This window comes from Pseudomonas sp. 008, from assembly GCF_016861935.1.
Lineage (GTDB): Bacteria > Pseudomonadota > Gammaproteobacteria > Pseudomonadales > Pseudomonadaceae > Aquipseudomonas.
The window spans coordinates 441,863-465,481 of the sequence record NZ_BOMA01000002.1 but is presented as its reverse complement, the minus strand read 5'-3'; the positions used below and the strand labels follow the sequence as shown (position 1 = coordinate 465,481).

At 57.9% G+C, this 23,619-nt stretch carries 27 protein-coding genes, 1 tRNA gene and 1 pseudogene; 20 read left to right on the top strand and 9 right to left on the bottom strand.

The features are described 5' to 3' along the window. Nucleotides 1-91 precede the first annotated feature (91 nt). On the bottom strand, nucleotides 92-637 hold the full coding sequence (gene rfbC / locus JUI81_RS06700; RefSeq protein ID WP_204123961.1) for a dTDP-4-dehydrorhamnose 3,5-epimerase: 546 nt from the start codon (nucleotides 635-637) through the stop codon (nucleotides 92-94). 181 nt (nucleotides 638-818) lie between these two features. On the opposite strand from rfbC, the gene JUI81_RS06695 reads away from it, so the two are divergent. From JUI81_RS06695 to JUI81_RS06645, 11 genes are all read left to right on the top strand, one after another. After that, nucleotides 819-3,731 carry an aminotransferase gene (locus tag JUI81_RS06695; protein ID WP_204123960.1) on the top strand — a complete coding sequence of 971 codons (2,913 nt, stop codon included), beginning with the start codon at nucleotides 819-821 and terminating at the stop codon, nucleotides 3,729-3,731. A gap of 208 nt (nucleotides 3,732-3,939) precedes the next feature. Then, the gene (aguB, locus tag JUI81_RS06690) at nucleotides 3,940-4,818 is read left to right on the top strand and encodes an N-carbamoylputrescine amidase (protein ID WP_019581765.1); all 879 of its coding nucleotides are present in this window, start codon (nucleotides 3,940-3,942) and stop codon (nucleotides 4,816-4,818) included. A gap of 4 nt (nucleotides 4,819-4,822) precedes the next feature. Continuing rightward, nucleotides 4,823-5,929, top strand: coding sequence for an agmatine deiminase (aguA, locus tag JUI81_RS06685; RefSeq protein WP_096481440.1), 1,107 nt, complete (start codon nucleotides 4,823-4,825; stop codon nucleotides 5,927-5,929). 245 nt (nucleotides 5,930-6,174) lie between these two features. Further along, nucleotides 6,175-6,387, top strand: a complete 213-nt coding sequence (locus JUI81_RS06680; RefSeq protein WP_018929289.1) for a hypothetical protein — start codon at nucleotides 6,175-6,177, stop codon at nucleotides 6,385-6,387. Nucleotides 6,388-6,589: 202 nt separating this feature from the next. Beyond that, entirely contained in the window at nucleotides 6,590-7,261 is a 672-nt protein-coding gene (locus JUI81_RS06675; protein WP_204123959.1) for a DsbA family protein, read from the top strand. A 17-nt stretch (nucleotides 7,262-7,278) separates the two neighbouring features. Then, complete coding sequence (locus JUI81_RS06670) at nucleotides 7,279-7,674, top strand: nuclear transport factor 2 family protein (protein ID WP_019581768.1); 396 nt, start codon at nucleotides 7,279-7,281, stop codon at nucleotides 7,672-7,674. Between the two features lie 237 nt (nucleotides 7,675-7,911). Next, nucleotides 7,912-9,216, top strand: coding sequence for an OprD family porin (locus JUI81_RS06665; protein ID WP_204123958.1), 1,305 nt, complete (start codon nucleotides 7,912-7,914; stop codon nucleotides 9,214-9,216). A 231-nt stretch (nucleotides 9,217-9,447) separates the two neighbouring features. After that, entirely contained in the window at nucleotides 9,448-10,194 is a 747-nt protein-coding gene (locus JUI81_RS06660) for a 2OG-Fe dioxygenase family protein (RefSeq protein ID WP_019581770.1), read from the top strand. A gap of 46 nt (nucleotides 10,195-10,240) precedes the next feature. Then, a complete protein-coding gene (locus JUI81_RS06655) occupies nucleotides 10,241-10,654 on the top strand; it encodes a GNAT family N-acetyltransferase (protein WP_172901253.1) in 414 nt (137 codons plus the stop codon). After that, nucleotides 10,651-11,367, top strand: coding sequence for an AzlC family ABC transporter permease (locus JUI81_RS06650; RefSeq protein WP_018929283.1), 717 nt, complete (start codon nucleotides 10,651-10,653; stop codon nucleotides 11,365-11,367). Before JUI81_RS06655 ends, JUI81_RS06650 begins: the two co-directional genes overlap by 4 nt. After that, entirely contained in the window at nucleotides 11,346-11,663 is a 318-nt protein-coding gene (locus JUI81_RS06645) for an AzlD domain-containing protein (protein ID WP_007939492.1), read from the top strand. Before JUI81_RS06650 ends, JUI81_RS06645 begins: the two co-directional genes overlap by 22 nt. On the opposite strand, the gene JUI81_RS06640 is transcribed toward JUI81_RS06645, so the two are convergent. Next, nucleotides 11,580-12,506 carry a LysR family transcriptional regulator gene (locus tag JUI81_RS06640; protein ID WP_026331893.1) on the bottom strand — a complete coding sequence of 309 codons (927 nt, stop codon included), beginning with the start codon at nucleotides 12,504-12,506 and terminating at the stop codon, nucleotides 11,580-11,582. The genes JUI81_RS06645 and JUI81_RS06640 overlap by 84 nt on opposite strands. Nucleotides 12,507-13,139: 633 nt before the next feature. Here JUI81_RS06640 and JUI81_RS06635 point away from each other — a divergent pair. From JUI81_RS06635 to JUI81_RS06595, 8 genes are all read left to right on the top strand, one after another. After that, complete coding sequence (locus JUI81_RS06635; RefSeq protein ID WP_007939490.1) at nucleotides 13,140-13,550, top strand: MbcA/ParS/Xre antitoxin family protein; 411 nt, start codon at nucleotides 13,140-13,142, stop codon at nucleotides 13,548-13,550. Further along, nucleotides 13,550-14,227, top strand: a complete 678-nt coding sequence (locus JUI81_RS06630; protein ID WP_111453953.1) for an RES family NAD+ phosphorylase — start codon at nucleotides 13,550-13,552, stop codon at nucleotides 14,225-14,227. The genes JUI81_RS06635 and JUI81_RS06630 overlap by 1 nt, the downstream gene beginning before the upstream one ends. Before the next feature lie 362 nt (nucleotides 14,228-14,589). Further along, entirely contained in the window at nucleotides 14,590-14,811 is a 222-nt protein-coding gene (locus JUI81_RS06625; protein ID WP_007939483.1) for a 4-oxalocrotonate tautomerase family protein, read from the top strand. Further along, the gene (locus JUI81_RS06620; RefSeq protein WP_007939482.1) at nucleotides 14,808-15,464 is read left to right on the top strand and encodes a DsbA family oxidoreductase; all 657 of its coding nucleotides are present in this window, start codon (nucleotides 14,808-14,810) and stop codon (nucleotides 15,462-15,464) included. The genes JUI81_RS06625 and JUI81_RS06620 overlap by 4 nt, the downstream gene beginning before the upstream one ends. A gap of 43 nt (nucleotides 15,465-15,507) precedes the next feature. Beyond that, on the top strand, nucleotides 15,508-16,218 hold the full coding sequence (locus tag JUI81_RS06615; RefSeq protein WP_204123957.1) for an SDR family NAD(P)-dependent oxidoreductase: 711 nt from the start codon (nucleotides 15,508-15,510) through the stop codon (nucleotides 16,216-16,218). Between the two features lie 315 nt (nucleotides 16,219-16,533). Further along, entirely contained in the window at nucleotides 16,534-16,932 is a 399-nt protein-coding gene (locus JUI81_RS06610; protein ID WP_007939479.1) for a carboxymuconolactone decarboxylase family protein, read from the top strand. Then, entirely contained in the window at nucleotides 16,898-17,254 is a 357-nt protein-coding gene (locus JUI81_RS06605) for a hypothetical protein (protein ID WP_239077663.1), read from the top strand. Before JUI81_RS06610 ends, JUI81_RS06605 begins: the two co-directional genes overlap by 35 nt. 175 nt (nucleotides 17,255-17,429) lie before the next feature. Further along, nucleotides 17,430-18,179, top strand: coding sequence for a hydroxypyruvate isomerase family protein (locus JUI81_RS06595; RefSeq protein ID WP_204123956.1), 750 nt, complete (start codon nucleotides 17,430-17,432; stop codon nucleotides 18,177-18,179). Between the two features lie 139 nt (nucleotides 18,180-18,318). On the opposite strand, the gene JUI81_RS06590 is transcribed toward JUI81_RS06595, so the two are convergent. The 7 genes and pseudogenes from JUI81_RS06590 to JUI81_RS06560 all read right to left on the bottom strand — a co-directional run bounded on the left by JUI81_RS06590 (nucleotide 18,319) and on the right by JUI81_RS06560 (nucleotide 23,178). Next, a tRNA-Thr gene (locus JUI81_RS06590) sits at nucleotides 18,319-18,394 on the bottom strand. Nucleotides 18,395-18,472: 78 nt separating this feature from the next. Beyond that, a pseudogene (locus JUI81_RS06585) lies at nucleotides 18,473-18,637 on the bottom strand (FkbM family methyltransferase); the annotation flags it as partial. Nucleotides 18,638-18,974: 337 nt separating this feature from the next. Then, the gene (locus JUI81_RS06580; RefSeq protein WP_204123955.1) at nucleotides 18,975-20,204 is read right to left on the bottom strand and encodes a methyltransferase; all 1,230 of its coding nucleotides are present in this window, start codon (nucleotides 20,202-20,204) and stop codon (nucleotides 18,975-18,977) included. After that, nucleotides 20,185-20,874: an ABC transporter permease gene (locus JUI81_RS06575; RefSeq protein ID WP_007897471.1), complete on the bottom strand. Its 690-nt coding sequence runs from the start codon at nucleotides 20,872-20,874 to the stop codon at nucleotides 20,185-20,187. The genes JUI81_RS06580 and JUI81_RS06575 overlap by 20 nt, the downstream gene beginning before the upstream one ends. After that, nucleotides 20,871-21,566, bottom strand: coding sequence for an ABC transporter permease (locus JUI81_RS06570; protein WP_204123954.1), 696 nt, complete (start codon nucleotides 21,564-21,566; stop codon nucleotides 20,871-20,873). The genes JUI81_RS06575 and JUI81_RS06570 overlap by 4 nt, the downstream gene beginning before the upstream one ends. Nucleotides 21,567-21,644: 78 nt before the next feature. Beyond that, nucleotides 21,645-22,391: an ABC transporter substrate-binding protein gene (locus tag JUI81_RS06565; protein WP_019581788.1), complete on the bottom strand. Its 747-nt coding sequence runs from the start codon at nucleotides 22,389-22,391 to the stop codon at nucleotides 21,645-21,647. 13 nt (nucleotides 22,392-22,404) lie between these two features. Continuing rightward, nucleotides 22,405-23,178 (bottom strand): ABC transporter ATP-binding protein, encoded by a 774-nt coding sequence (locus JUI81_RS06560; protein ID WP_204123953.1) that lies wholly within the window; start codon nucleotides 23,176-23,178, stop codon nucleotides 22,405-22,407. Between the two features lie 116 nt (nucleotides 23,179-23,294). On the opposite strand from JUI81_RS06560, the gene JUI81_RS06555 reads away from it, so the two are divergent. Next, entirely contained in the window at nucleotides 23,295-23,516 is a 222-nt protein-coding gene (locus tag JUI81_RS06555) for a hypothetical protein (RefSeq protein WP_155954631.1), read from the top strand. Nucleotides 23,517-23,619 lie beyond the last annotated feature (103 nt).

Genomic DNA, 23,619 nt, shown 5'->3' with positions numbered 1-23,619 from the left:
GTGGGTATAGACGCATTATGCCTAGGCTTGCGGGCGCAGTCTGCGCACCCAGGATCAAGTGCGTGCTGGCGTTGAAAATTCAGACAGCAATTCAGGAAAAGACTTCAGCGTCCTTGAAGAACGCGGCGGCCTGATCCTTGGCGGACAGCTGCGGTGCTTCGTCCAGCTGCCAGTCGATGCCCAAGTCCGGGTCGTCCCAGCGAATGCTGCGTTCAGCCGACGGGGTGTAGTAGTCGGTGGTTTTGTAGAGGAACTCGGCGAAATCGCTCAGCACCACGAAACCATGGGCAAAACCTTCCGGTACCCAGAGCTGGCGATGGTTGTCGGCGGACAGGCGCACCGCGACCCATTTGCCGAAATGCGGCGAGCTGCGGCGAATGTCCACGGCCACGTCCAGCACTTCACCGGCGGTGACGCGGACCAGTTTGCCCTGAGTGTTTTCCAGCTGGTAGTGCAAGCCGCGCAGTACGCCTTTTTGCGAGCGGGAATGGTTGTCCTGCACGAATCGGGTGCTCAGGCCGGTTGCTTCTTCGAAAGCCTTGGCGTTGAAGCTTTCATAGAAGAAGCCGCGCTCATCACCAAATACCTTGGGCTCGATGATCAGAACACCGGGCAGGTCGGTGATGACTACGTTCATGGTGTTTCTCCAGCAATAGGCGTTGATGGCCGACATTCTTACGCAAAGTGCCGGCAGGCGCGAGTGGGGCTGTGAAGAGAGTTGCTCACGCATTTGATTCAGGCCAACCAGGGAAGGGGGGTTGCTTATCGCCCCCGGCAGTGGCGATATAAGCGCCTAATAAAATTTCAGGGGTCGTTGTATGCCGCTCGCCACGTTGATTCACCGCGCCAGTCTGCCCAGCCCGCAAGTGTCCGCGGTGCAAGCGCTTGAGTTGCTGGAAGAACATTACGGGCTGAGCGGACGGTTGCAAGCTCTTGGAAGCCAGCAGGATCTCAACTACCGCGTCGACAGCGAGCAGGGGCGTTTCGTCCTGAAGATCTGCCGTGGCGATTACTCGGTGCTGGAACTGCAAGCCCAGCACGCAGGGCTCAAGCACTTGGCCGAACATCCCGGCGTGCAGGTGCCGCGAGTGATCCCGGCCAAAAATGGTACTGACCTGCTCTCCCTGGAGGCCGGCGGTCAAGCGGTGCATGTACGTCTGCTCGATTACATCGACGGCCAGTCCCTGACGCACCTCGACCATCTGAGCCAGGCAGTGGTCGCCGGTTTCGGTCGGCTCTGCGGCGAGATGGACCTGGCACTGGCCAGCTTCGACCATCCTGGCCTTGAGCGCACCCTTCAATGGGACGCCCGCCACGCTAACGCGTTGATCGCGCATTTGCTGCCGGTGATCAAGGATGATCAGCAACGCAAGCTGATTGCTGAAGCGGCCGAGCAGGCCGAGCGCCATTTGCAGCCCTTGGTGGATAAGCTGCCGGTGCAGGCGATTCACATGGACATCACCGACGACAACGTGGTCTGGCAGCGAGATGCGCAGCGCCAATGGCAGTTGCAGGGTGTCATCGATTTCGGCGACCTGGTCCGAACCTGGCGGATCACCGATCTGTCGGTGACCTGTGCCGCGCTGCTGCACCATGCCGATGGCGATCCGTTCTACATCTTGCCGGCGGTTCGGGCCTATCACGCGATCAATCCGCTGCAACATGAAGAACTGCTGGCGCTCTGGCCGCTGATCGTTGCGCGCTCGGCGGTGTTGGTGCTGAGTGGCGAACAGCAGGTCAGCATTGATCCGGGCAACGAGTACAGTCGCGACAACCTGACCCATGAGTGGGAAATTTTCCGCGTGGCCACATCGGTGCCGCTGGGGTTGATGGAGGCGGCGATTCTTGCCGCGGTTGGTCAAGGCCTGCCGAGCATTGGCAGCGAAGGCTTTGCGCCCTTGTTGCCGAGTCTGGTGGGGCGTGAGTTTGCTTTGATCGATCTGGGTGTCCTCAGCCCGCACTTCGAAGCGGGTAACTGGGAACAGGAGGGGATCGACCAGCACCTGCTGACCGAGGCCGCCGCGGCCCACGGTCTGGCGGCCAGTCGTTATGGGCAATATCGTCTGTCTCGCACCCAACCGGACAGCGCCACTGAACCGGCCACTTGCCCTCTGCACGTCGAGTTGCGAGTGCCCCATGGCACGGCGGTCGAATCGCCGTTTGCCGGAACGGTTCACCAGCCGGCAGTGGGTGTGCTGCAACTGGATGGTCCGCAACTGAGTTTACGGCTGTGGGGTGTGACACCGTCGTTGCACGTGGGCGCAGCATTGGTCAAAGGTCAGGTGCTGGGTTCGGTCAGCGGGCCGTTGATCGTGCAATTGTGTCGAGGCGCTCAGCTCGACGCGCCGTTGTTTTGCACACCTTCGCGCGCCGCCGCCTGGCAGGCGTTGTGTCCGTCACCGGCCGCGTTGCTGGGTCTGGCCTGCGATGCCGAAGAAGAACTCGACCCGCAAACCTTGCTGGCCCGTCGCGACGCCAGTTTCGCCCGATCCCAGAAGCATTATTACGTCGACCCGCCGCGCATCGAGCGGGGCTGGCGCAATCATCTGATCGACATGCAGGGCCGCTCCTACCTCGACATGCTTAATAACGTTGCGGTGTTGGGTCATGGTCATCCGCGCATGGCCGCCGTCGCCGGCCGTCAATGGTCGTTGCTCAACACCAACTCGCGTTTTCACTACGCAGCGATTGCCGAGTTTTCCGAGCGCTTGTTGAAGTTGGCACCGGACAACATGGACCGGGTATTCCTGGTCAACAGCGGCACCGAGGCCAATGACCTGGCGATTCGTCTGGCCTGGGCCTACAGCGGCGGCCGCGACATGCTCAGTGTGCTGGAGGCGTATCACGGCTGGTCGGTGGCGGCGGATGCGGTCTCGACCTCGATTGCCGACAACCCCAAGGCCTTGAGCAGCCGTCCCGATTGGGTGCACCCGGTGACCGCGCCGAACACCTATCGCGGTGAATTCCGTGGCCCGGACAGCGCACCGGACTACGTGCGCAGCGTCGAACACAACCTGGCGAAAATCGCCGGGCAGAAACGCCAACTTGCCGGTTTCATCTGCGAGCCGGTGTATGGCAATGCCGGCGGCATCTCTCTACCACCGGGCTATTTGAAGCAGGTCTATGCGCTGGTCCGTGCTCAGGGCGGGGTGTGCATCGCCGATGAGGTGCAGGTCGGTTACGGCCGCATGGGCAAATTCTTCTGGGGCTTCGAAGAGCAGGGCGTGGTGCCCGATATCATCACCATGGCCAAAGGCATGGGTAACGGCCAGCCGTTGGGCGCCGTCATTACCCGTCGGGAGATTGCCGAAGCGCTGGAGGCCGAGGGTTATTTCTTCTCGTCGGCGGGTGGCAGCCCGGTCAGTTGCCGGATCGGCATGGCGGTGCTGGATGTGATGGAAGAAGAAAAACTCTGGGAAAACGCCCAGGTCGTGGGCGGGTACTTCAAGGAGCGTCTTGAAGCCTTGATCGACCTGCATCCGTTGGTGGGGGCGGTGCATGGTTCCGGTTTCTATCTGGGCGTGGAGTTGGTCCGCAATCGCGAAACCCTTGAACCGGCGACCGAAGAAACCACGGCGTTGTGCGATCGCCTTCGTGAGTTGGGGATTTTCATGCAGCCGACGGGTGATTACCTGAACATCCTCAAGATCAAACCACCGATGGTCACGTCGCGGCAGAGTGTGGACTTCTTTGTGGACATGCTGTCGAAGGTGCTGGGCGAAGGTTTGTAGACAGCTCCTAGAGGTTGAAAATGTCGATTGTTATCGGGAATTTTTGAGGATATTTAGACGTAGTGGATATTTATCGCTTTTAAAGCCGATTTTTATCGGCTATAAAGTCGCCACTGCCCACAGTGTGGACGAACCACGCCCGGTGATTCCCGTTCTGTCATCGGTCGATGCCACACTGACCCTCAAGCACTTGCCCAGGAGATGATTCATGAGTCGTATCGTTACCGTCGCCGCCACCCAGATGGCTTGTTCCTGGGACCTTGAAGCCAACATCGAGACCGCTGAAAAGCTGGTCCGTGAGGCCGCGGCGAAAGGCGCGCAAATCATCCTGATCCAGGAACTGTTCGAGGCTCCGTACTTCTGCCAGAAGCCAAACCCGGACTACCTGCAACTGGCCACGACGGTAGAAGACAACGTTGCCATCAAGCACTTCCAGAAAGTCGCCAAGGAACTGCAAGTGGTGCTACCGATCAGCTTCTACGAATTGGCCGGTCGCGCGCGTTTCAACAGCATCGCGATCATCGATGCCGACGGCAGCAACCTCGGGATTTATCGTAAAAGCCACATCCCGGATGGCCCTGGCTATCACGAAAAGTACTACTTCAACCCGGGAGATACCGGTTTCAAAGTGTGGAACACCCGTTACGCGAAAATCGGCGTGGGCATCTGCTGGGATCAGTGGTTCCCTGAGTGCGCCCGCAGCATGGCGCTGCAAGGCGCGGAAATTCTGTTCTACCCGACTGCCATTGGCAGTGAGCCGCACGACAAGACCATTTCGTCCCGCGACCACTGGCAGCGCGTGCAACAGGGCCATGCCGGTGCCAACCTGATGCCGCTGATCGCCAGCAACCGCATCGGCAATGAAGAGCAGGACGGTTACGACATTACCTTCTACGGCTCGTCGTTCATCGCCAACCAGTTTGGCGAGAAAGTCCAAGAGCTGAACAAAACCGAAGAAGGCATTCTGGTTCACAGCTTCGACCTCGATGAGCTGGAGCACATTCGCAGCGCCTGGGGTTCGTTCCGCGACCGTCGTCCGAACCTGTACGGCGCGATCAAAACCCTCGACGGTTCCCTGGAGTCCTGAAGCCATGACCACTTTGAACAGCACCCCTCGCGCCGACGGCTTTTACATGCCCGCCGAGTGGGCACCCCAAACCCAGACCTGGATGGTCTGGCCCGAGCGCCCGGACAACTGGCGCCTGGGTGGCAAACCTGCGCAAGCCGCGCATGTTGCAGTGGCCAAGGCCATCGCGCGTTTCGAACCGGTGACCGTGGCGGTCTCCGCGGGCCAGTACGAAAACGCGCGCGCTCGTCTCGACGTGCCGAATATTCGTGTGGTGGAGATGTCCAGCGATGACGCCTGGGTCCGGGATACCGGCCCGACGTTCGTCATCAATAACAGCGGCGAAGTCCGTGGCGTGGACTGGGACTTCAATGCCTGGGGCGGTTTCGACGGCGGTTTGTATTCGCCGTGGAACCGTGATTCGCAGGTGGCGGGCAAGATCCTCGAAATCGAGCGCAGCCCGCGCTACCGCACCGAGGGTTTTGTGCTCGAAGGCGGCTCGATTCATGTCGATGGCGAAGGCACCCTGATCACCACCGAAGAATGCCTGCTCAACCGCAATCGCAATCCGCACATGAGCCGTGAGCAAATCGAAGCGGTGCTCAGCGCAAACCTGGCTGTGGATAAGATTATCTGGCTGCCGGACGGCTTGTTCAACGACGAAACCGACGGCCATGTGGATAACTTCTGCTGCTATGTGCGTCCGGGTGAAGTGCTGCTGGCCTGGACCGACGACCCGCAGGACCCGAACTACCCGCGCTGCCAGGCGGCCATGAACGTGCTGCAAAACAGCACCGATGCCAAGGGGCGCTCGTTCACGGTGCACAAAATGCCGATTCCGGGGCCGCTGTATGCGACCGAAGAAGAGTGCGCAGGTGTGGACCCGGTGGACGGCACTCAGGAGCGCAATCCGACCGTGCGTCTGGCCGGCTCTTACGTGAACTTCCTGATCGTCAACGGCGGCATCATCGCGCCGAGCTTCGACGACCCGCTGGACGGGCCGGCCAAAGAGATTTTGCAGAACCTGTTCCCGCAGCACGAAGTCGTGATGGTGCCGGGTCGCGAACTGTTACTTGGGGGCGGTAACATCCATTGCCTTACCCAACAACAGCCCGCTCCGCACAAGGAGTGAGTGAGGACGTAACAGCTTGAGTTGATTGAAAAATCGATTGAGCAACGGTTTAGCCTCTTCGTTTCGCAGAAAGCCCGCAGCCCATCAGGACTGCGGGCTTTTTTGTATCCACTTATCGACACTTCGAAAACATTGGCATAGCTCTTGTATCTTCGATGGCGCAACACGGGGAGGGAGAGAACTTCGATGTTCTGTCATAAACCTTGGATAAGTTAGCCGCTCACAAACCAGGAGAGAGCGCTGAGATGAACGCCGAAATGAACGTAGTGGGCGAGCGGGCACTGCATCCCCTGGCAGTTAACAGCGAATCGCTTCAAGTCCTGGCACAGTGGTTGAAGTCCAATGGAACGCGTCAGATCAGAGAACCTGATCCGCGCCGGATGATGATCGAGCGCTATCCCGCTGGTTTATTCAGCGAGGCGGAACTGGAAGCATTGTGGGATGTGATGGAAGGATAAGAAGAAAAACAACGGATTGATAAAAGCGCTGCCGGGAAGGCGGCGCTTTTTTATGCCCGTCGCAAAAGTGGGCGCCTGCAAGATGAGGGTCATTCGACCGATTCTTGAAACAGACTGAAATCGATTCCGGCGTTTTTCCAAAACGATCTGAGTATTAGTCTGCCGGCATTGAGTTTTCCTACTTTGTTGCCGGAGTCTTCCCATGATCCTTCACTATATTTACGACCCATTGTGCGGTTGGTGCTACGGTGCCAAACCCTTGGTGCAAGCTGCCCAAACCGTGTTACCGGTGATCGGCCACGGGGGCGGCATGATGAGCGGTGCCAATCGCCAAACCGTTTCGCCACAACTGCGCAATTACGTCATGCCCCACGACCGGCGCATCGCCGAGTACACCGGCCAGCCGTTTGGCGAGGCGTATTTTGAGGGATTGCTGCGTGATGAGACGGCGGTGTTCGACTCCACACCGCCGATTGCCGCCGTGCTGGCAGCCGAGCAGATCGCCGGGCGCGGACTGGAGTTGCTGGGGCGTTTGCAGACGGCTCATTACGCGGAAGGTCGACGCATCGCTGACGAGGTTGTTTTGCTTGAACTTGCCGCACAAACAGGTCTTGAACCCGAGGCTTTCCAGCAGGCATTTAGTGCAGCCGATACCGATCGCCATATCAAGGACAGCCGCGCACTCTTGGCCCGTGTCGGCGGTCAGGGCTTCCCGACCTTCGCGCTGGAACAGGATGGCCAGTTCACCCTGGTCGATATCGGCCCCTGGCTCGGCAAGCCGCAAGCCTTCGCCCAATGGTTGAGCCAGTCGCTTGCGGCAACAGAGTCTTCATCCGCGTTTCAAACCTGTGGCCTCGACGGCTGCGCCCATTGAACTCACTTGGAGTCACCATGGATAACCTGAGCCTGATCAAAAGCACCTACGAAGGCGTCAACTCCCAGGAGAACGCGCGCAACACCGCCGCGGCGCTGGCCGATGACGCCCGCTGGACCGAAGCCGCAGGTTTTCCGTATGCCGGGACCTACGTCGGTTTCGACGCGATCGTCGAAAATGTCTTCAAGCGCCTGGCCGCAGAATGGGAAGATTTTCAGTTCAAGGTCGAGAACTACGTCGCTCAGGGCGACAAGGTATTTGCCTACGGCAATTACAGCGGCGTCTATAAAGCCACCGGCCGTGCGATGAATGCCCGAGTCGCGCACTTGTGGACTCTGGCCGACGGAAAAGTCACCCATTTCGAACAATTCGTCGATAGCCATGTCGTGCAATTGGCTATCGCTGACAAGTGATTTCTTAGACGATTTTCGCCTATTTACAGAAGATTCACGAAATTGACACATCATTAAGGGCGCAGATAGGATGCGCCCCAACGCCTGTGGCTAACCGCCACGACTGACAAAACAATAAAAGGCCCGCCGCGAATTTTCGTGGGCGGGCCTTTTTGTTTTTGCGGTGAAAAAAGAGCGCGATAGCGCCGTTTCAGCTGTTCGGCACAGAGCGTATCAACCCGTAATAAGGAAAATAACATGTTGAACAAGCGAATCAGCCTGATCGCACTGGGGATGTTGAGCGCCACACAGGCCATGGCTAACGACCAGGCCGAATCCAAGGGTTTTGTTGAAGACAGCAGCCTCAAAGTGCTGCTGCGTAACGCCTACATCAATCGTGACTATAAAGACGGCAACCCGGACAAAGCCGAATGGGGCCAAGCGGCCATCGGTACTTACTCGTCCGGTTTCACCCAAGGCACCGTCGGTGTGGGTGTGGATGCCTTCGGTCTGTACGCACTGCGTCTGGACGGCGGCAAAGGCCGCAGCGGCGCCGGTGGTATCGACTTCTTCAAGCAGGGCGACAGCGGCAACGCGGCGGATGACTTGTCCAAGTTCGGTGGCGCGGTCAAATTCCGTATCTCCAGTACTGTCCTGACCTACGGTGACCAGATGCCGGCCCTGCCGGTGCTGAACTACGACAACTCCCGCCTGCTGCCGGAAAGCTATACCGGCACCTTGATCACCTCCAAAGAGATCAAAGGCCTGGAGCTGAACGCCGGTCGCTTCACCGCCGAATCGCGCAAAAGTGCTGAAGGCCGTGACAGTGGTGGCTTGAAGTCGATCAACGTATTGGGCGGTAGCTACCAGTTCACTGAACAGTTCAAGGCAGCGTTGTACGCTTCCGACGTCGAAGACGTACTGAAGAAGCAATACGTGAACGCCAACTACGTGTTCCCGATTGCCAAGGATCAGTCCCTGACCCTGGACTTCAATGGCTACCGCACCAAGCTGGAGAACTCCTACATCCGCGAAAACACCGTACCCGGAAAAAGCATCGTAACCGGCGATGACAACAAAATCTGGAGCCTGGCAGCGACCTTCGCCACCGGCCCGCACTCGTTCACCCTCGCCCACCAGCGCAGCACCGGCGACAGCAACCTGGGTTATGCCTACGGTGGCTATCAGCGCGGCCAGAACCGCGTCGGCGATGGCGGCAATACCATCTACCTGGCGAACTCCTACTGGTCCGACTTCAACGCCGAAGACGAACGCAGCTGGCAGTTGGGTTACGGTCTGGACTTCGGTGCCTTCGGCGTTCCGGGCCTGAGCTACAACGTGGCCTACGTGCGCGGCGACAACATCACCACTTCCACCAGCGAAGGCGGCACCGAGCGCGAGATCTTCAACCAGTTCAAGTACGTCGTGCAAAGTGGCCCGGCCAAAGACCTGAGCGTGAAGGTACGCAGCTCGATCCTGCGTGTGTCGCAGAAATCCAGCGAGTACAACGTCAGCGGCAACGAACTGCGCGTATTCGTGGATTACCCGATCAACATCTTCTGATGATCGGCTGAGTTGTTCAGACTCGATAAAAACCCTGACTGGCTCGGGGTTTTTTTTGCCTCATAACCATATAAAAACACCGAAAACGGCTGTTTTCGATCGTAAAAAGTCGAATTGAAGCTACTTCATCCTGCGTTTCAAGCAACGCTTGATATGCCTGAAATTCTTTCTCATGGGCCGTCAATCCGGCAGCTACTAGATTAGGCCGCTTAATGCAGCGGAGACCTAGTAATGATCGTGTTGAACAGAGAAGTTGGCGAATCGCTACGGCGCGACAAGTATGTCAACGTCCAGGGAGCCGACTTCAATCTCTTCGGTCATTTTTCCGACTTCGTCAGATTGACCAAAAGTTGGGAAAACATGGAGCCGGACAGTTATTACGGCCAGGCCGATGCGGGCATGCGTTTTCGTCGCTACAGCGATTTTGAATACAACCCTGTCACCCGTGACTTGAAGCAATTGGAACACCGCGCCTACGTGCAATCGAAGGCCAACAACAGCTACGTCGGTGGACTGGAGCGACACTTCCAGGACTTCTCTAATGAGGTCATTAATTCGCCGGTGATGCGCAGCCTCATCGATACGGATTTCGAGGTGTACAAACACGTATTGCCGCCGGAACTGCACGACGCAATCTGGCAATGCCAGATTCATCAGATCCGCATCGAGATCAAGCCGGGCAAGCAACTGGAAATTACCCCGGAAGGTATTCACTGCGACGGTTATCCGTTCAGTGGTGTGCATTTCTGGGGTCGCAACAATGTGGACGGGGCGGAGAGCCGTTTGTATTCGGCCCAAGAGGAACAGCTGGCGACGACGACTTATATGGAAATCCTCGACACCACCTACTTTCTCGATCGCGAGATGCGTCACTACGTGACACCGGCACGCAACACCCATGCTCACGAAATGGCCTATCGGCAGATTCTGGCCATTTCCTTCTCGCGGCCCGGGACCGCTTTCGACATTGTTCGCTGAACAGTTCGACCCCATGATGAACATCACCGAGTGCTCTGCACCGGTGATGCTGCGACGCGCGACGGCCAAGGATGCCCAACGCCTGGAGCGCTTCTTTCGGCAATTCGAAGAAGTGTCGTTCTGTGAATGGCAGGACGCCAAATGCCTGCGCGGCGTGCTGGAGCAGAAAACCACCACCGCGTTCCTCGCACTCGATGTCAGTGGCGAAGTGGTCGGCGCGGTGTTGGGCGGCATGCTTGGCAGCCGTGGCACCATCAATCACCTGGCGGTGAGCCCGTTTTATCGCAGCCAGGGCGTCGGTCAACGTCTGGTGGAAGCGGCCTCGGCGGACATGAAACGGGTGGGTGTGCTGCGGATGTTCCTGTTCGTCGACGATGCTAACCTTGCCGGCAAACGTTTTTGGAGTGCCCAGGGCTTTTGTGAGCCGCGCGGCGAAACTACCTTTGAGAGGGACTTATGAATGAGACGTCCAGCAGCCAGCCGCTGATGGTCGAGCCCCAGCCCTCGCGCACGTTTGCTGAAGCCAGCCCGGTGGTTGCGGGCTACTTCACGGTGTCGTTTGTGTTCGGTCTGATGGCCGTCAATGCCGGGATGCCCGTGTGGTTGCCGGTCGCGATGTGCCTGTTCGTCTACGCCGGTGCCTCGCAGTTCGCCGCCCTGGCGTTGATCTCCAGCGGTGCGTCGCTGACCACCATTATCCTCACCACGTTTCTGATCAATGCGCGGCACATGCTGATGTCGGTCTACATGGCCAAGGCCCTGCAAGCGCTGGGGCTCAGTCGTCTGGAACGCTGGTGTTATGCCGGTGGGCTGACCGATGAATCGTTCGCCTTCCACAGCGTCAAACTGGGCAAGGGCTCGCCGGTCAATGTGCGTTACCTGATCGGCTTCAATCTGTATTGCCACACCTCGTGGGTACTCGGCGGTTTGCTGGGGGCGATCTGCGCGCAGTACGCGGCGCACCTGATCAAATATCAGCTCGACTATGCACTGACCGCGATGATGCTCTACGTGCTGGTATCGCTCTGCAACACCCGCAACAAACTGATCGCCGCACTGGCCGCGGTCGCTTGCATGGGTGCACTGAGCCTGATTGGCAACTCACCCTTCAACGTATTCATTGCCACATTCGTGGGCTGCGGAGTGGGTGTATGCCTGACCAAACGTTCCTGATCCTGGTGGTCGCGCTGATGATGGCCGTGACATTCCTGCCACGCGCGTTGCCGCTGCAGGTGAACACCGATCATTGGCCCCCTCTGGTCGCCCGGGCGCTGGAATACCTGCCGGTGGCGATCGTGGCTGCCATCAGCCTCACGCCCCTGTTGATCAAGGATCAGCATGTGCAGCTCGATCGCCCGGAATTTTATGCAGCCATTCCGACGTTGTTATGTGCGTATTTCAGCAAAAACCTCTTTCTCTCCGTTGCGGTGGGAACGGCTGCGTACATTGCGCTCGGCTCGTTCATGTAACGGCAGATGGACCACGTCATTCAAGGCCTGGCCCGACAACTCGGGATTATTGATCGCCAGCCGCACTTCGAGGGAATCCTCGAACCCCGGGAAAATGGTCAGGCCGTTACGCAGGGCCGCCTCACGGGAAACCATGCCCAGGCCGTCCATTTGTGTGATCAACGATAGGGTCAGGGTTTCACTGCAGGAATAGATCATCCGCTTGCCTGACTCGTAGTTGCCGAGACCGGCGTCGAGAAAGCGCAAGAAGCTGTGGGAATACGGACAGTCGTCGGCCGGCCGAACCTGAAATTTATTGCCAAGCAGCACCAGCGGGTCGTTTTCCTGACCGCAATGAGCACCGACCACCTGCACCTGCACATCGGGCAGGGCCATGCTGGGCAACCCCGGCTGTTGCGGCCCGATCAGCACGGCCAGGTCGAAGTCCTCATTCTTCAACTTGCTGAGGTTTTCCATCGACTCGGCGTAGCTGAATTCCAACTGATAATCAGGAAACACCTCGATGAGGCGTCCGATCATTCGCCGGTTGAAGTCGGCCGAGAGCGTGGTGTTAAGCGCAACCTTGAGCGTGCGCTGCCCGGGCACCTTGAGCGCGGCGACTTTCTCTTCCAGCTGCCGCGTGGCGACCAACACTTTGTCCATGTAGGGCGTGAGCTCCGTGCCCTGTGTGGTCAGGGTCAGCCCCTTGTTGGAGCGACGAAACAACCGAAAACCGAACTGCTCTTCGACCTTGTTCAACTGCGCGGCCAATGCCTGCACGGTCAAAAAGGAATGCTCTGCCGCCGCCGACAACGAGCCGGTCTGCACGATGCGCATGAGGTTGCGTAAGGTTCTGCTATCCATTTGGGTAATGCCCTCTAAAGTGGGCTGACTATTGTTGTGTACCTTGCCGCCCGGTGGGCGTGGGTCGCGTGCTGGCTATGATCCTGCACCAGAGCATGCTTGTCCCGAGTTTAGTAGCGAAATGATTCTGCGTCCGATGGCTGGAGGCTTACACAGGATCGAGATTTTTGTTGAAGGGGAAGTGATCGGGGTCAAGAAAGTGGCCCGGATGGGGAGGTGTGGGCGTTTTTTGGCTACTTGTTTTATCAACGAAACCTTTTCCCAAGGCAAAAAAAAAGCAGCCTGATCAGGCTGCTTTCATGAAAAGGTGCTTGATATTGTGCTCCCTCAAGCAGGGGAGAAGAGGTCTCACCAGGCGTTGATTTCCAAGTCATCAACGAGGTCCCTCCGCCGACTATTGCCACTTGGAGGCAGTCGGTTTCGCGCTCTCGATTTAATTCTCTGCCCCTATAGTGGGGGTGTCAACGTGTGTGTCTGACCGTATGTCGGCGTCTTTTCAGGCTGCGGAAAAGCGGGTGTGAATGCTCTTTTCGAAGGGGGAACAGATTAATACGCTTGTGAATTAAAAATTCATTTTTGTTCGCATCTGTACTAGTCTGAAATCAAGACATCATACCCAAGGAGGCTATTACCATGCCTGCCTCATCCACTGTCCTCAGCCCACAGCAACAACTCGACTCCCCCGAAGCCGGTCGAGTCGCGCTGAAGTTTTTCTTCAACCTCATGGAACGCTGGGGCTGTACCGCCGAGCAACAACGCACACTCCTGGGCAAAGTCGGTAATACGACTTTCTACAAATACAAACACCTGCCACCCAACGTGCGCCTGCCCCACGACACCCTGGAGCGCATCTCGTATTTGATGGGCATCCACAAAGCGCTGAGCATCATCTTCAGCAACAGTCGCGAACGTGCCTACACATGGGTCAGCAGCCCCAACACCGCCGCACCGTTCAATGGCCAATCGGCATTGAGCTACATGCTGGCCGGTCGCGTGGTCGACATCGCTGACGTACGCCGTTATCTCGACGGGGTGCGCGGTTGATGGCGCCGGAACTGGCCGACCCGCAGTGGCCGCGGGCCTATCGGATCGTCAATAGCTGCTTCCCGCCGATCTCGTTGTTCGAAGACGTTCTCGACCCTGAAGACCTGCCCACTGCCTACGCGTTGGAAGCCTTGACCAACGATCGGCTGATGGAAGAAGCCGGCGTGCTCACCCGCGTGCGCCCCGAAGACCGCATCTCCGGCCCCGGCTCCACACCGGTGATGGCCGCGTTCACCCACATCGGCAAAACCAGTCGCTTCACCGACGGCACCTTTGGTGTCTACTACGCCGCCAGCAGCCAGGCAGCGGCCATTGCCGAGACGAGTTATCACCAGGAACGCTTCCTCGCCGCGACCAACGAACCGGATCTTGAGTTGACCATGCGTACCTACGTCAACCGGGTGGTCAAACCTCTGCACGACATCCGCGCCGACTACCCACACCTGCACGACCCGGATCCCAACGCCTACGGTCCAGCCCAGACCTTTGCCCGGCAACTGCGCGAAACGTTGTCTTGGGGATTGCTCTACAACAGCGTTCGATTGCCTGGGCATGAATGTGTTGCCGCGTTTCGGCCGCCGGCCGTGTCCATTCCGAAGCAGGGGAAGCACATTCGGTATGTGTGGAGTGCGAGCAGTCGCAGGATCTCGTTTGTGTTTGAAGTCAGTGAGGTGTGACACCGGAAACTAAAAGCCCAGATTGAATTCGGGAGGCCCACGCCTTGGATGAGCTCGTGTCGCCAAAACTCGATTTGGGTAACACGTGTGGCCAATATGTCGTCCGCGGCGACATGTTCCAAAAACGTGTCGCAAAAAGTGAAAAACTGCGACACGTTAATGCCTCATGTCTACACTGACGGCACGATCTGGCGAGCATTCTCACCTAAATGGGTATCCGGTTTCATTAGACCACTACAGTTCATTACACCGCGTAACTAATGATGTTCCTACCCCCACCTTTATCCCCCCAAACCAACCTCTTACATTGAGCTCCACCCACCTACCCATCATCCCGAAGGGCAGGTCACTGGAGACTCATCATGCCTTTTGTCAGCGTACGCATTACCCGCGATGGTGTTACCTCGGAGCAGAAAGCTCAGGTGATCGCCGAAATCACTGAAACCCTGGAACGCGTCCTCAACAAACGCCCGGACCTGACCCACATCGTGATCGAGGAAGTCGACACCGATAACTGGGGCTATGCCGGTATCACCACCACCCAGTACCGCAAGCAACTGGCTGAGGCGGAGGGGCAGTCATGACCGCCTCCGTCACCATTGATTTCGTTTCCGATGTGGTGTGCCCGTGGTGTGCCTTGGGTGCGACGGCGCTGGAGCAAGCGATCGAGAACGTGGCGGGTGAGGTCTCGGTCGAGCTGACTTTCAAGCCTTTCGAACTGAACCCCGACATGCCGGCCGAAGGCGAGAACGCGGTTGCGCACTTGATGCGCAAGTACGGGCGCAGTGCCGAGGACGTCGCCGCCGGTAAAGCGATGCAGATCGCTCGGGGTGAGGCCATCGGGTTCAAGTTCGATCTGGAGAAGCGCACCCACTTCCATAACACCTTCGATGCTCACCGGTTGCTGTTGTGGGCGTTGCAGGAAGGGCGTCAGGTCGCACTCAAGAAAGCCCTGCTGCGTGCTTATTTCACCGACGGCCAGAACCCGAACGATCGCGAAACGCTGGTTCGACTAGCGACGCAAGTGGGATTGGATGCGGCGAGTGCGCGCGAAGTGTTGGTATCCGGAGCGTTTGCCCAGGAAGTGCGTGAGCTTGAAGTGTTTTACCGCGAGCGCGGGATTAATTCGGTACCGGCCATGGTGCTGAACGGTCGTCACCTGGTGTCCGGTTCGCAATCGGTCGAGTACTACGAACAGATGTTGAGACAAATGGCGCAGGCGCCTGTTGAAGCCTGATTAATCACTTTTTCAAACCATCATTTATGAGTAGAGGTTCATCATGAGCAATTCGAAAAAAGTCATCGTTATTACTGGCGCATCCCAAGGTCTCGGTGCAGGCATGGTCAAGGCTTTCCGTGATCTCGATTACAAGGTTGTCGCCACCTCGCGTTCGATCAAACCGTCCACCGACCCGGACATCCTCACCGTGGCGGGCGACATCGGCGACCCGGCGGTCGCTCAGCAAGTCATTCGTGAAGCGATCGCACGTTTTGGCCGCATCGACACACTGGTCAACAACGCCGGGATCTTCGTTGCCAAGCCGTTCACCGCCTACACCCCTGAAGACTATGCCGCGGTGCTGTCGGTGAACCTGAATGGTTTCTTCTACATCACCCAACTCGCGATCACCGAGATGGAAAAGCAGGGCAAAGGCCACGTCGTCAACATCACCACCAGCCTGGTGGACCACGCCATTGACGGTGTGCCATCGGTACTGGCTTCGTTGACCAAAGGTGGCTTGAACGCGGCGACCAAATCCCTGGCCATCGAGTACGCCAAGCGCGGGATTCGAGTGAATGCGGTTAGCCCCGGCATCATCAAAACGCCGATGCATGGTGAGGAAACCCATGAAGCGCTGGGGAGTTTGCACCCGGTTGGGCACATGGGCGAAATCGGCGATATCGCTCAGGCTGTGGTGTATCTGGACAGCGCCAACTTTGTCACCGGGGAAATTTTGCACGTTGATGGCGGGCAGAGTGCGGGTCACTAAGACCTGTTTTTTCAAACTTCAGAAACAACAAAGCCCTCGCGTTTTTGCGAGGGCTTTGTTTTGTATGGTGCACGCTTTACCAGCACGTGCATCATCCGAAGATCGTCTCTTAGCCAGCCCGCCAAGTCTGATAACTCCAGGTACTGAGCGGTACGTCATTGCGCCCGAAAAGTCTAAATCCATCCTGTTGTTTCTACGATGGTTAAGAGTTCATTTGCTGAAGTCGTGCTGCAGCCGGCTCTGGCATGGCCGCCAGGGAACTAAACTAGTTATATCTCTATAGAAGATGTCTCTACAGAGGTAAGGAGGTGTCAAATGGCCATTCGTGATACCTATCAGGAAATTGAACAGACCCTGGGTCTGGTTCCGGAGTGGATCAAGCAGATGCCGGAAGGCGGCGCGATCGGATTCTGGGGCGTAGCCCGGGATTTTTGGCTGGCAGATACCAAGATTCCTAATAAGTACAAGGAGTTGATAGGTCTGGCGGTATCCGGGGCGACCCGTTGCAAGTATTGCGCTCTGTTCCATACCGAAGCCGCGCGCTTGTTTGGCGCGAGCGACGAGGAAATTTCCGAAGCCAGCTTTATGGGCTCGCTGACCATGATGGGCAGCACCTTTATTAACGCCCAGCAGATCGACTACGAGCAGTTCCGGCAGGAAACGCTGAGTATCGTCCGGTATGTCAAAGATCACTCGCAACCCAAAGCCGCATAAGCCGTTGCGAGAACCTGCCCTTCGCCAGCTGACGAAGGATAAGTTGATTGCAATCACCAGCGGTGGTCCCAGGACCACCGCTCGGTGGCAAGCGGCTGTGCTGCGAGCCATCAGCGAACTCATGCAATCCAGCGATACCGCCCGCCAAGAAAACCAGGACCTGCGCATCCCCTTTGCCAAAGCACTCCACGACCTCTATGCGGGACAGAAGTCCGACGCCGAGTTAACGGAAATGGTGTTGCTGATGCTGGAAGTGGAAACCGCCCCTTTTATTGGCAAAGAGCCCCAGCCAGGAGCGGCATCCGGGAACGATGGCCCCTGAGAAGTGGAAAAGGGGCAACGTTATTTTCCCAAATGGAAATCGTCGTATCCCTGGTTTGAGCAAAAAAGACCCGCATGATTTGAGCTTGCTGACAACGTAAACCTATAGTGCGGTGCTGGAGTTGCGAAGGATGCTCCAGGCTGATGATTTTCTTCCCAGGATGGATATTTACCCAATGCTCAAGTTCAATGCTCATCTCGGCTTCCAATTCAATGAATTGCCTTTTCTGCAACGCATCGACGCCGCCGCCGCAGCTGGTTTTCGGGCGGTGGAGTTCCCATCGCCCTATGAGTTCGACGCGAGTCTCTTGGCCGACCATCTGGCTCAATACAGTCTGCCGTTGATTCAATTCGCTGCACCGGCTGGCGTTACCAAAGGCATCGCTGCCTTGCAGGGCAAGGAGGAAGAGTTTCGCAACGGTCTGCTCCGGGCCGCCAGCTATGCAAAGGCGCTGGCATGTTCGGATGTCCACATTATGTCTGGTGTTACGACGCAGGATGATGCAGGGCGTGTCTTCGGGAGCAACCTGGAGTATGCCGTCAAGTACTTCGAGGATCAGGGCTTGCGGCCGCTTATCGAAGTAATTTGTGCGCAGGAGATGCCGGGCTATTACATGTCTGACTTCAGCAAGGCGCAACAAGTGCTGGAAACCTTCCCGAGTGTCGGGCTGATCCTCGATCTTTACCATGCCCAGCTTCTGACTGGAGACGCAGCAGATGTTCTGGCTCGGTTTTACGACAGAACAGTTCATGTGCAAATTGCCGACTGCCCGGGGCGTCACGAACCGGGAACGGGTAGCATCGACTTTGCAGCCTTGTTCGCAGCGCTGGAGCAGCGTGGCTACACAGGATGGATCGGGTGTGAATACCGGCCTTCCGGTTCTACCGTGGCGAGCCTTGACTGGATTAGGCAGTTAAGTGCTTAGCGCTGAAGTGAAATTGTGATGGGGCGGTGTGCAGGTAGATTTGGCGCAGGGGAGGGTTAAGACGGTATCTACAAGGGCAGTTTTTATAGATGCCAGAAACAACAAAGCCCTCGTATTTCCGCGAGGGCTTTGTTTTGTATGGTGCCGGCACCAGGAATCGAACCCGGGACCTACTGATTACAAGTCAGTTGCTCTACCATCTGAGCTATACCGGCGTGTCAGGGCGACGATTATAGCGATTGGGTTGGTTCTGTAAACCCCTGAATTCAGACTATTTTTGCGCAGGCTTTCGGTCAGGCGCGATGCAGTACTTTCTTGAGTTTCTGCAGGGTGCGCCAGGCTCGGCTGTTTTGCATCGCCCGCAGTTGCGCTTCGGCGTGTTCAGCGCGTTGCAGGGCGGCGGGGAGGTGGTTTTTGGTGTTGGTGACGGGGTGGCTGAATTGATGGCCTCTGCAGAACGTCACGGTCGAAGATTTTTCTTGTTCTTGGCCGCACTGTCGGCGCCTTCGTATGCGTGTATAGCAAGGGGGATTACAAGGCGCAATTTTCCGCCCGTGATGTCCGGAATTCGGCGGTTATGTCGTTTTGATTGAATGCTTATGCACAACGGGCTGGCGGAATCTGCTTGATCATTGCGCTTTTGTGGACTCGTTCTCATTTGTCCGCAAATGCCTGTTTTACGGGTTTTTTATTTTTGTGAACAAAAAATGACCAGTAGTGTTTTAGGCGTAAAACAGCGTGGATATTGGATCCACGATAATTCCATCAACAGAGTTATCCACAGGTTGAGACTGTTTAAGGGCGCTCTGCCAGAAGCAGGAAATTGCGCGGTGTGAGTGGGGATTCGCAGAAGGTGCCGAGGCGAACGATATAACCCTGCTCAATGAGGAAAAGTGCCCGATCGAGTACCAGCCACAGCTCCAGCGGCCGTCGGAAAAGGCCTCGCAGTAGCTCCAGGTTGCGCACTTCGGCCAATCGCTGCCAACCGGCGGCTTCCAGTGCGACCCAATCTGGCGTGCCGACTGTGGATAAGTCTTTGAGTGCGGCCAGATCGCGGCAGTAATCGGCGAAAGGTTTGTCCAGCCAGGCGCTGGGCAGGGAAGGGGTGGGCAGGTAGTCGTCGACACCGCGAAGTTGCCGTTGCAGCAGGTCGAACCCCAGGCGCCGGGCCATGGAGGTGTCGCGCTGGCGTCGGACGCGTGCGCCGGCGGTGACGGTTTCGCTCATCGGCAGCGCAAGATCATCGAGGGAAAGGTGTAGGTTGGAGCGCTCGGCCGCACAGGAAAGTGGCCGATAGGTGTTCAGACTGATCCGGTTGTAACAGCACGGTGCGATGGCCAGTTGTTTGCAACCGGCGGCGCTGGCGAGCTGGATCAGTCGCACATGCAGATCCCCGCAGGCGTGCAGCGCTACGGGTGTGTGATCGGCATTCAATAAAGAGGCTGCGCCAGGCGCGAGTACATCCTGTTCGACATGCAGCGCATGCATTTGATGGCGCTGGCTGAGTGCCTCGCCGCTGGCGACCAACGCCGGGTCGTATTCCAGGCAGGTCAGTTGTTGACCGGTTTGCAGCAGGCGTCGCCCCAAATGGCCCTTGCCCGAACACCAGTCCAGCCAATGCGTCGGTGCACGGGCAAACTGCAAGCAGCCGGCGAACGCTTCAATCTGCTGCCACTTGCGCCCCGGCACATCCACATTCAACCGATGGCCCGCCGCTTCGAGTGCACGAGCCGGCAATTCACCTACCGCACTCAGCTCAAGAGACATCGCTGCCAATGAAGCAAACGGCTCCGGCGCATCGAGCCAGCCAGGCTGGTTATGACTGTTTTCCGCATCTTCCAGCGACCGCCCGCGTAGCCACAACGCCAGTTCCGGGTAGGACGCTTCCCAGGGTAGTTGCAGATGGGTAAACGGTCGGGGCTTCCACAGCGCCTGATGCTCGATCAGAAAAGCATCCAGCGCAGCGAAGCGGGCGAGTAGGGGCTCGCCCGTCAGCACGCAGGCATCAACGCCCTTGGCAGGCATCGACGCGCAACCAGCGCTCCAGCAGCTTGAAGCCGCGCACCAGCACGTAAGCCATCAGCAGATAGAACATGCCCGCAGCGAAGAAGATCTCAACCGGCAGGTAGGTGCGAGCAATGATGGTGCGGGCCATGCCGGTCAGCTCCAGCAGGGTCACGGTACTGGCCAGGGCACTGGCCTTGAGCATCAGGATCACTTCGTTGCTGTACGCCGGCAGGCCGATACGCGCAGCACGTGGCAGCATGATGTAGAACAACGCCTTGGCCCGGGACATGCCCAGCGCCCGCGCCGCTTCGATCTCGCCCGGTGGAATCGCCTGGATCGCGCCACGCAGGATCTCGGCGATGTAGGCCGCGGTGTGCAAGGTCATGGTCGCGGTGGCGCACCAGAACGGATCGCGCAGGTACGGCCACATCGAGCTGTTACGCACCGCATCGAATTGCGCCAGGCCGTAGTAGACCAGGAACAGCTGAACCAGCAACGGCGTGCCACGGAAAAAGAAGATGTAGCCGTAGGGGAATGCCCGCACATACCAGAGTCGCGATGAGCGAGCGATGCCCAGCGGAATTGCCAGCAGCAACCCGGCAATCACGGCGATGGCCACCAGTTCCAGGGTCAGCGTCGCGCCCTGGGCCAGTTTTGGCAGCCACTTGATGATGACTTCCCAATTCATTGGGTGCTCCTCGCAAAGCCGCGAGCGGCGCGTCGTTCCATTAAGTGCATGCCGGTCATGGCCAGAATGGTCAGGCCCAGGTACATGAAGGCGGCCACCATATAGAAGGTGAACGGTTGCTTGGACACGGTCACGCCGATTTGCGCGTGACGCATGATTTCTTCCAGGCCGATGACCGATACCAGCGCAGTGTCTTTCATCAGAATCATGAACAGATTGCCCAGGCCCGGCAGGGCGATGCGCCACATCTGCGGCATGATCAACTTGGTGAAGATGCGGAATTTCGACAGGCCCAGGGCCACACCGGCTTCACGGTGACCTTTGGGAATCGCCAGAATCGCCCCGCGAAACACTTCCGTGGCATAGGCGCCGAAACACAGCCCCAGCGCAATCACGCCGGCGGCGAAGGCGTTGAGTTCGAGGTCGGGATTGCCGAAGAACTCACCCAGCGCACGCATCAGGTTGACTGTGCCAAAGTAGATCAACAGCACCCAGAGCAATTCCGGGATGCCGCGAACCAGCGTTGAATAAGTGCCGCCAAGCCATTGCAGCGGCTTGTACGGGGAAGTCTTGGCCAAGGCGCCGAGCAGACCGAGCACCAGCCCCAGGCACAAGGCCGAGAGTGCCAGTTTCACAGTCATCAGCGCGCCAGCGGCGAGCGCCGGGCCGAATCCGTAGAGGTCGATAATCATGGATTTCTTTTCAAATCGCGGCAGGCAATGCCAAGGACTGGCGCCGTCAGCGAACGGCGCCGGTCAGACAGGTCAGAATCAATAGATGCTGAACGGGAAGTACTTGTCGTTGATCTTTTTGTAGGTGCCGTCAGCGACGATTTCTTTCAGCGCAGCGTTCAGCTTTTCGCGGATCGGGTCGTTCTTGCGAACGGCGATACCGATCTTGTCGCTTTCTTCTACCGGGTCGCCCTTGAATTCGTAAGCGCGGCCTGCGTCGCTTTTCAGCCACTCATAGTTGACGTATTTGTCGGCCAGGATGCCGTCCAGACGACCGGAAGTCAGGTCCAGGTAAGCGTTTTCCTGAGTGTCGTAGAGTTTGACTTCGACGCCTTCCATGTTGTCTTCCAGCCAGGTGCCGGCCAGGGTCGCGCGTTGGGCGCCGATCACCTTGCCTTGCAGCGAAGCCTTGTCGGTCTTGAAGTCGACGTCTTTTTTGGCAATGAACTGCAGTTTGTTGGAGTAGTACGGTGCGGTGAAGTCCACCGCTTGCTTGCGCTCATCGGTGATCGACATCGAGGAGATCAGGAAGTCGAACTTCTTGGCGTTCAGGGCCGGGATGATGCCGTCCCAATCGGAGGTGACCACGGTGCACTCGACTTTCATCTTGGCGCACAAGGCGTCGCCGATGTCTTTGTCGAAGCCGACGACATTGCCACTGGCATCTTTATTGTTGAACGGCGGGTAGGCCGCTTCGATGCCCATCTTCAAGGTCTCGGCGGCGGCACCGGCGCTGAAGGCCAGGGTGACGGCCGCAGCCAGGAAGATTTTTTTGTAGTTCTGCATGCGGGTAGCTCCGTTAGCGGTTGCTGGACATGAATTGTTTGCAGCGCGCCGAAAGCGGGCTATCGAACACCTGCTGCGGCGATCCTTGTTCTTCTACCAAGCCCTGGTGGAGGAACACCACTTCGCTGGAAACCTGACGGGCGAAGCCCATTTCATGGGTCACGAGCAGCATGGTGCGGCCTTCTTCGGCCAGCGCGCGGATGACATTAAGTACTTCCTGGACCATTTCCGGGTCAAGGGCGGAGGTGGGTTCGTCGAACAGGATCACCTTGGGTTGCATTGCCAAAGTGCGGGCGATGGCTGCGCGTTGCTGCTGGCCGCCGGAGAGTTGAGCGGGGTAGGCGTGGCGCTTGTCAGCGATGCCGACCTTGGCCAGCAGGGCTTCGGCGACTTCGATGGCCTCGGCCTTGCTCTGACCGAGTACGCGGCGCGGGGCCTCGATGATGTTGTCGAGCACGGTCATGTGCGGCCAGAGATTAAAGTTTTGAAATACAAAACCGATCTCGCTGCGCAGGCGATTGATCTGTTTGCCGTCGGCAGCGACCAGTTCGCCGTTCTTGGCGGACTTGAGCTTGAGTTCTTCGCCGGCCACCAGGATCTGGCCCTGGTGCGGGTTTTCCAGCAGGTTGATGCAACGCAGGAACGTGGACTTGCCGGAACCGGAGGAGCCCAGGATCGAGATCACGTCGCCGTCGCGGGCGGTCAGCGAGATGCCTTTGAGCACCTCAAGCTGTCCGTAGCGTTTGTGCAAGTTGCGGATTTCAAGCGCGGGCGTGGCCTCAGCCATGTGCGTTCCTCATAGTGTGTTGCGCTCCTGCTGTTGGTCGCCTTCCTGGCGAGGCGGCCAAGCTAGCATAGCGTTCGAATGGCAGCCAACAGCGCTCGGGACGGTAAACGGATGGCATGTGGCAGGTTGTCGCATCGGTACAGCAGACTGTCGCGCTGCTATCAACCGAACAGCCGTTTGAACCCGATGGGGTGCGGCTGTCCCGTAAAAAAAGGCGCGATGTTGCCAGCTTTGGCGGGGTGTTGGAAGCGCTAACCGGCCAAACGTTCCTGATCTGCACTTTTATTGTGCGCGCCTGCCTTTTTGGGTGTGTTTCCGGTGCATGGATTCGTTCCTGAAGTGGGTGGCAAGGTAACGCTCTGGCTAATTGCCATTAATCTCAATGACTTGCGATAAGCGCTCCATCGGCGCACAGGCCGCGTATACCGGGGGCGTGAAACA

Coding starts and splice junctions, on each gene's coding strand:
- rfbC (WP_204123961.1), bottom strand. CDS start 637: ATGAACGTAGTCATCACCGACCTGCCCGGTGTTCTGATCATCGAGCCC.
- JUI81_RS06695 (WP_204123960.1), top strand. CDS start 819: ATGCCGCTCGCCACGTTGATTCACCGCGCCAGTCTGCCCAGCCCGCAA.
- aguB (WP_019581765.1), top strand. CDS start 3,940: ATGAGTCGTATCGTTACCGTCGCCGCCACCCAGATGGCTTGTTCCTGG.
- aguA (WP_096481440.1), top strand. CDS start 4,823: ATGACCACTTTGAACAGCACCCCTCGCGCCGACGGCTTTTACATGCCC.
- JUI81_RS06680 (WP_018929289.1), top strand. CDS start 6,175: ATGAACGCCGAAATGAACGTAGTGGGCGAGCGGGCACTGCATCCCCTG.
- JUI81_RS06675 (WP_204123959.1), top strand. CDS start 6,590: ATGATCCTTCACTATATTTACGACCCATTGTGCGGTTGGTGCTACGGT.
- JUI81_RS06670 (WP_019581768.1), top strand. CDS start 7,279: ATGGATAACCTGAGCCTGATCAAAAGCACCTACGAAGGCGTCAACTCC.
- JUI81_RS06665 (WP_204123958.1), top strand. CDS start 7,912: ATGTTGAACAAGCGAATCAGCCTGATCGCACTGGGGATGTTGAGCGCC.
- JUI81_RS06660 (WP_019581770.1), top strand. CDS start 9,448: ATGATCGTGTTGAACAGAGAAGTTGGCGAATCGCTACGGCGCGACAAG.
- JUI81_RS06655 (WP_172901253.1), top strand. CDS start 10,241: ATGCTGCGACGCGCGACGGCCAAGGATGCCCAACGCCTGGAGCGCTTC.
- JUI81_RS06650 (WP_018929283.1), top strand. CDS start 10,651: ATGAATGAGACGTCCAGCAGCCAGCCGCTGATGGTCGAGCCCCAGCCC.
- JUI81_RS06645 (WP_007939492.1), top strand. CDS start 11,346: ATGCCTGACCAAACGTTCCTGATCCTGGTGGTCGCGCTGATGATGGCC.
- JUI81_RS06640 (WP_026331893.1), bottom strand. CDS start 12,506: ATGGATAGCAGAACCTTACGCAACCTCATGCGCATCGTGCAGACCGGC.
- JUI81_RS06635 (WP_007939490.1), top strand. CDS start 13,140: ATGCCTGCCTCATCCACTGTCCTCAGCCCACAGCAACAACTCGACTCC.
- JUI81_RS06630 (WP_111453953.1), top strand. CDS start 13,550: ATGGCGCCGGAACTGGCCGACCCGCAGTGGCCGCGGGCCTATCGGATC.
- JUI81_RS06625 (WP_007939483.1), top strand. CDS start 14,590: ATGCCTTTTGTCAGCGTACGCATTACCCGCGATGGTGTTACCTCGGAG.
- JUI81_RS06620 (WP_007939482.1), top strand. CDS start 14,808: ATGACCGCCTCCGTCACCATTGATTTCGTTTCCGATGTGGTGTGCCCG.
- JUI81_RS06615 (WP_204123957.1), top strand. CDS start 15,508: ATGAGCAATTCGAAAAAAGTCATCGTTATTACTGGCGCATCCCAAGGT.
- JUI81_RS06610 (WP_007939479.1), top strand. CDS start 16,534: ATGGCCATTCGTGATACCTATCAGGAAATTGAACAGACCCTGGGTCTG.
- JUI81_RS06605 (WP_239077663.1), top strand. CDS start 16,898: ATGTCAAAGATCACTCGCAACCCAAAGCCGCATAAGCCGTTGCGAGAA.
- JUI81_RS06595 (WP_204123956.1), top strand. CDS start 17,430: ATGCTCAAGTTCAATGCTCATCTCGGCTTCCAATTCAATGAATTGCCT.
- JUI81_RS06580 (WP_204123955.1), bottom strand. CDS start 20,204: ATGCCTGCCAAGGGCGTTGATGCCTGCGTGCTGACGGGCGAGCCCCTA.
- JUI81_RS06575 (WP_007897471.1), bottom strand. CDS start 20,874: ATGAATTGGGAAGTCATCATCAAGTGGCTGCCAAAACTGGCCCAGGGC.
- JUI81_RS06570 (WP_204123954.1), bottom strand. CDS start 21,566: ATGATTATCGACCTCTACGGATTCGGCCCGGCGCTCGCCGCTGGCGCG.
- JUI81_RS06565 (WP_019581788.1), bottom strand. CDS start 22,391: ATGCAGAACTACAAAAAAATCTTCCTGGCTGCGGCCGTCACCCTGGCC.
- JUI81_RS06560 (WP_204123953.1), bottom strand. CDS start 23,178: ATGGCTGAGGCCACGCCCGCGCTTGAAATCCGCAACTTGCACAAACGC.
- JUI81_RS06555 (WP_155954631.1), top strand. CDS start 23,295: ATGTGGCAGGTTGTCGCATCGGTACAGCAGACTGTCGCGCTGCTATCA.